Source organism: Methanohalobium sp., assembly GCF_018609725.1.
Taxonomy (GTDB): Archaea; Halobacteriota; Methanosarcinia; order Methanosarcinales; family Methanosarcinaceae; genus Methanohalobium.
In genome coordinates, this window is record NZ_JAHENT010000007.1 from 1 (window position 1) to 3,909 (window position 3,909).

At 36.9% G+C, this 3,909-nt stretch carries 2 protein-coding genes; both read right to left on the reverse strand.

What is annotated here, in order from left to right; translation table 11 throughout:
- Positions 1–67: 67 nt before the first annotated feature.
- The gene (locus QZ276_RS00155) at positions 68–2,320 is read right to left on the reverse strand and encodes a type II secretion system F family protein (RefSeq protein WP_292484160.1); all 2,253 of its coding nucleotides are present in this window, start codon (positions 2,318–2,320) and stop codon (positions 68–70) included.
- Between the two features lie 21 nt (positions 2,321–2,341).
- The coding region (locus QZ276_RS00160; RefSeq protein ID WP_292484162.1) for a type II/IV secretion system ATPase subunit at positions 2,342–3,909 on the reverse strand (1,568 nt) is incomplete at its 5' end.

The window sequence follows — 3,909 nt, forward strand, 5'->3', positions numbered from 1 at the left end:
CCTATAACAGGACCCTTGCCAGCCTCATCGATACCTGCAACTTTCATTATAATCTCGACATCCTGTATTAGATAAATAATGTAAATATAAAGTATCCTATTGTTACCATTATAATTGAATGTTTCAGCCCCGACATAACACTGCCTTCACCCATGACACCTGCCATGAGACCCGAGCACAAACCCTGTATTACTGCTGAATGTTTGAAAATTCTTGTGTATTTATCAAGGTCAAAACTTCCAAGCATACCCATTTGCTGAGCACCAGATGATGTCATCTGTTCGCCTGCTTCAGCCATTTCTGTCAAAAAAGTGGTGGATATAACATAGATGACACCAACAAAAACCATGTAGGATATGTAAATGATAACAATATAAATCATCATGTTCATGGAACGCTCACGCTTCATTTCTTCTTCAGAAGATGCATCTCTGGCTGCCACCATGAGCACTTCTCCAATATCACCACTTGATTCATTCGCTTTGGTGATAAGTGTCAGTGAACGTGAAACAACCTGAGTTTTTAAACGGTTTGCAAATCTTACCAGTGCATCATTGAGTTCCATACCCCATGAGATGTCCCTCCAAATTTTCCTTGTTTCATCACTAAGACCTTCATTATCGGTTTTTACCATGAGCTTGATTGAATCCTGAAGGGTCATACCCGTTTCAACTGTACTGGCAAGTTTTTTCAAAAAATCAGGGAAATTTCCTTCAAGTTTTTTCTGCCTTTTAGATTTTGTTTCATGAAATATAGCCAGTGGAACAATTATGATATATGTCGCAATTACAAGACGGTCATCAAGAAAATCGATAGTTTCTGACATTGTAGTAAATGTATTCATATTTGTGGTAATAAAAATAAAAAGCAATATAATCGCAACTGGAGAAGTTATAGACACTGATAAAAGAGGGTTATTAAAAAGTGGTTTTAATGGGTTCTTGAGGAAATTTTTGTATTTAAGTTGCTGTTTGGATTTGACAAAATTTTCATAGCACTGTCTTTTCTCAACTTTTTCTTTGGTATCATTTATTAATTGTCCATTTTCATCGTATTCTGGCTCAAGATAGGATGGTATTTCAGGAATTCCATGATCAAAGATTTCATTTGTCTGTAGGTAGGCAGGTTCTCCGAAATCCTCTGGTGCCATTATACTAATCATTACTACAAACATCACAGAACCGATAGGAAGAACCGCGTAAATTACCGCATAAACCATCAATATAGAACCAGAACCCATGACAGTCATCATGATACCCATGATAATTATAAACAAAGGACCTGCTACGAATGCTGTTACATAGGATTCAGCCAGTAACCCGAGTGTTTCAAGAAAACCCTTCTGGTCATCAATTGCTTTTTTCAAATATTGATCAGATTTGTCCTGGAAATATTTTGATATACTTCCGCCACTATCAATTACGGTCAAAAGGTTGTGTAAGAGATCTTGGAACCTATCAGATGGTGTCATTTCACTGACGTTGGATATTGCAGTTCTTAAATCGTGTCCAAAATAATCCATTTCTCTGATTATAGTTTCGACTTCTTTTGATGCTTCACCATAGGTATTACTTGACCTTGACAATGAATCAAAAACGTTTATAATATTCATTCCGCCTTTGCTCAGTGCATACATAAATGTTACTGCATAGGGGAGATGACTGTCTATACTCCGCTTACGTTCACTCGCCTGAAATCCAGGATAGACCAGAAAAAGTGCATATGTCATTCCACCAAGCGTTATTGTTGTAAAAACAACAATAAACAGTGACAGAAATATTTCCTTAAAATTGAGCAACCATGCGGTTGAAGGACCGAATGTAAGGTTAGTAAGATTATCAGGCAAACCTATTACAACAATAAGCATATATGCGGTAAAAATACCCAGTATTGCCCCTGTCAGACCACTAACAACCGAATAGAAAATGGCATTTGAAATATACATTTCATATGAAGTCGGTATACGTGCCTGTTTAAGCTGGAGCTGTAGTCTTGCATATTTTTTCTTTTTTTCTTTCATCTTCTCCCCTAAAAGAGCAAAGGGGATTTTTTTGAAAATGGTCAAAAACAACCTAGCTTGACGATCAAGGTTGTTTATTCTGGACGAAATTTTGTTAGATAACCCTTTTCCATTATCCTGATGGTTTTTGGATTGGAATTTATTTTTAAGACTTTTAAAAGACATCTTTTTTTCATATTCTGATGTATCTGGTGATTCTGTATCATCTGAAAATTCCTGGTTCTGGTTATCTGATTCTGATACAACCGAATCATTATTTACTTCATCCAGAAATTCATCGTTTTCTGTATTTCTATCCAAATTATCACACCAGAATACGGATTATTTAAGACCGATTTTTTGCAATAGTTTTTCAGGTGTTGCCTGATAGGACTTGATTATCTCTGATATTTCCTTGAAATCCCTGATATCATTGTTTACCATATAATCCAGTATCTTTTCACGGTAATGGAGTTCTTCATTTATCTGGGCAGCATTCCAACCTCTTCTTCTCTGAATTTCATAGATGCATTGGGATTCGCCTGTCCTCTGGAATGTATCCCTTGCTGAATCCCAGACAAAAATATCATTTGTCCTTAAGTTTCTGGTATTGGGATCTATATCAACAATTTCTACAATTTTTAGGTTCTTTCTTGCTCGTTTGCCACTGACATAGGTCTGTGCCTGAATAGTCATTATATCCAGTGCCTGTATCATGTTTCTGGGTACACTTATAGGCGGATTTTCAAGCCGATGGATTGCTGAAGGAACAGAATCTGCATGCATGGTAGAAAATGTGGTATGTCCTGTGGACATTGCCTGGAAAAGTGTCAACGCCTCTTTACCTCTTACCTCTCCCACAATAAGATATTCAGGACGCTGCCTAAGAGCCGCCCTTAATAAATCATACATATCCACAGCACCACGCTCATCAGCTGTAAATGAGTCCCTTGTAACCCCAGGAATCCAGTTTGTGTGCGGTAGTTTGATTTCACGGGTATCTTCAAGTGTTACTACCTTCGCCTTTTCAGGGACAAAGAGAGATACTGCATTTAAAGATGAGGTTTTACCTGAAGCAGTACCCCCTGCATAAATGAGACTTTTGTTATTTTCAATACAAAGCCAGAGATATGCCATCTGTTCTGAAGAAAAAGTACCCCAATCAATAAGGTCGATAGGAGTTATCGGTACTTCACTGAATTTACGGATGGTAAATGTACTCCCATGTGTAGTTATTGTAGTACTGAGAGTCATCTGAACTCTGGAACCATCCGGCATTGAAGCATCAACCATCGGCTCAGCCAGTGATATATGCTTTCCGCATTTCTGTGCAAGACGTATTATGAAAGAATCAAGTTCATCTTCTGTAAATGCAATGTTTGTGGCTATATTGTGATATATCCTGTGATACAAAAACAGCGGAATATTGTGACCGTTACCTGATATATCTTCTATATAATCATCATTCATCAGCGGGTCAATTTTACCGTATCTGACAAAATCACGCTTTATATAGTAGGAAATTTTTTCAAGCATCAGGGGTGTCACATCAATAGCATAATCCTTAATGATAATACGTATTTTTTCATCCAGTACTGCTTCCTTATCATCTTTATTTTCAATATTTTCAACCAGTAAGGCATTACGCAACCGGTCTTTAATTTCTGTCAGAAACGTCGTTTCAAAGTCACTCAGTTCGGGTTCTACAAGATAGTAAAGATAATCGTTTATTTCAGGATTAAAAAGAATTACAACAAACGCATAGGGTTCATTTACCCAATATCTATCAATTTCTTCATAGCCTTCTACACCTTTAAAAACAGATAACGGACCATGCTCATCGGGGTTATATGCTTCAATTTCAAAGGTTTCTTGTTTGAAAAGGTTTCTTACTTTATCAAAAAACGTTA